Source organism: Nostocoides sp. (genome assembly GCF_035343835.1).
GTDB classification, from domain to species: Bacteria; Actinomycetota; Actinomycetes; order Actinomycetales; family Dermatophilaceae; genus Nostocoides_A; species Nostocoides_A vanveenii.
The window spans coordinates 1-2,310 of record NZ_DAOQZV010000351.1; the positions used below are offsets into that span (position 1 = coordinate 1).

Below are 2,310 nucleotides of genomic sequence, written 5' to 3' on the forward strand. Positions count from 1 at the left end.
CGGTGAGGCTGTTGCCGTTGCGCATCCGCTCCGGCGCGGTGTCCTGCATCATCAGGTCGGACTGGGCGATGGCCCACGTCTCGTCGTTGAGCTCCTGGCCGAAGACGTTGACGATCGCTGCCGGGTTGAGGTCCTTGATGTGGTGCAGGGCGGTCATGAGCATCCCGCCAGTGCCGGCTGCCGGGTCGTAGACCGTGCGGACCGGCTTTGGGTTCTCGGTGAGTTCCCTGGCGGTCTCGCCCGATACGAGCAGGTTCACCATCAGGCTGATGACCTCGCGCGGCGTGTAGTGCTCACCGGCGGTCTCGTTGCTCATCTCGGAGAACTTCCGCAGCAGCTCCTCGAAGATGTAGCCCATCGCCTCGTTGCTCACCTGCGACGGGCGGAGGTCGAGATCGGCGAAGTCCGCGACAACGGCATACAGGATCCCGGCGCGGTCGAGCCGCTCGAGCTTGGGGTCGAAGTCGTAGGCCTCCATCACGGCATACGCCTCGGGGGAGAGCTTGCGGATGTAGGTGCGCAGGTTGTCCGCGAGGTTCTTGTCGTCGCCCAACAGGCTGGCAAAGGTCAGCGGTGAGGTGTTGTAGAACCGGTGGCCGGCCTTCTTCTTGAGGAGGGCAGATTGACCCTCCCCGATGTCGTTCATGCCAGCCGCTGCATCCAGAACTGCCTGCTTCGTCGGCGCGAGCACAGCGTCCATGCGGCGAAGCACGAGCAGCGGCAGCATGACCGATCCGTATTCGTGCTGCTTGAAGGTGCCGCGCAACTTGTCCGCGACCTTCCAGACGAAGGCGACCTTGTCCTGGAACCCGACGGGGGTCATCCATCCCCCTCACGGGTTGACGTGGCGGAGTACGTGTAGTGCAGGAGGCACCGTTCCACGCTGGCGAGAGCTGCCTCCACGAGCTGCCGCTCTCGGAAGGTACCGCCGGGACGGGCGACGGCCAGACTAAGGAGCTCCTTGTCCGAGAGGAGCTGGGCGCGCTCGTAGTCGTAAGCGCGGCGGCACTTCGAACCGCAGAAGAGCTGGGGGCGACCCTTGGCCCTCTCCCGCGTGATCCGGACGGCCCCAGGGCATCGCGGATTCATGCACAGGAAGCTCTCGAGAGGCTTGACGGCCGCGGGCCATTCGCGCGCCACGACGGGGACGGTCGCGTCGTTGGCGGCGACGGCGGTGTTGATGCGCTGAGGCACGGCCGGTGGATGTCCTTTGGTAGGGCTGGTCAGACCCTGTCGCCGAGCGTTGGTGGCGCTCGGCCGGTTCGGTGACGCGCTGGTCAGACGCGCTGACTCGACCCTATCCCGCCGCCGCTTCTCCGTCATGAGGTAACGGTAGACGAAACACACCGAACCGACGCTTAATAAGCGACAGAGTGGCCGCGACCAGCGCCGACGTTGGAGGAGGTGCGAGGCGGCCTAGGGTGCTTGCTGGGGAACGTCTACACCTGACTAAATCTTGCTCCTCGATGAATGAGTAAGTCACGACGGTCATGGTGGACGTCTGTGTCGTTTAATCAGCGGCAAATGCTTGATCCTGCGGGCGTGTCACCGTAGGCTCCCCCCAGGACAAGTTCCGAGGGCCTCATCCGGACATGGATGAGGGGCGCCCGCGCCAACGGGCACCCCTCGGCGAACGGTCCCGATGAATCTGTTGCCCAGAAACGAAGGTGCCGTCGCGTGGACGAGTCTATTTCGCATGCCCGCAAGCGGCCAGCCCCTGTGGTGCTGGCACCGGATCTGGGAGTTGAGTGGCTCTTCGACGTCGGCGCCGATCTTGCGGTGTGGCCCTGGGCGGAGCGGCCCGATGTCACCCAGCTCCGCAGGACGAGGACTCCGATGGTGAAGGCGCGGTCGGGGCACATCCCGGTCTACGCCTTCAGCGTGACGACGGGGGGCCACCTGCGCCTGGAGTCGGGGCTTGAGCATGACCTTGTACGAGAGCTCGACCGCCACCTGGACGTTAACTGGCTGGTCGCTCAGCCATGCTCGCTGCGTCTCGCGGCGAGGCGGCGCGGGCGCCGACTCGAGCACACGCCCGACCTTTTAGTCCGTCATGACGACGGGACGATTCGCTTGTGGGATGCCCGACCTGCCGTCCGGCAGGACGACGACTTCACGCTCAAGGTCAGGCTAACGAAGGACGCCTGTGCTGAGGTCGGTTGGGAGCATGAGGTCTTCAGCGGCTGGTCACGCGTGCGGCGCGTCAACCTCATGTGGATTCATGCCTATCGACGACCGATGCCCTGGTATGCCGGGTCGCTGCGGCTGATCCGCGAGTACCTCGAAGGCGACGGGACGATCGGCGACGTC

Annotated in this window: 2 protein-coding genes; one reads left to right on the forward strand and one right to left on the reverse strand. The window is 65.2% G+C overall.

From position 1 onward, the window contains the following. Window positions 1-823, reverse strand: an 823-nt coding sequence (locus tag PKH97_RS15975; protein ID WP_324388601.1) for a type I restriction-modification system subunit M N-terminal domain-containing protein, incomplete at its 3' end; no start/stop codon positions are given. An 854-nt stretch (window positions 824-1,677) separates the two neighbouring features. On the opposite strand from PKH97_RS15975, the gene PKH97_RS15980 reads away from it, so the two are divergent. Next, a partial coding sequence (locus tag PKH97_RS15980; protein ID WP_324388602.1) for a hypothetical protein occupies window positions 1,678-2,310 on the forward strand: 633 nt, incomplete at its 3' end.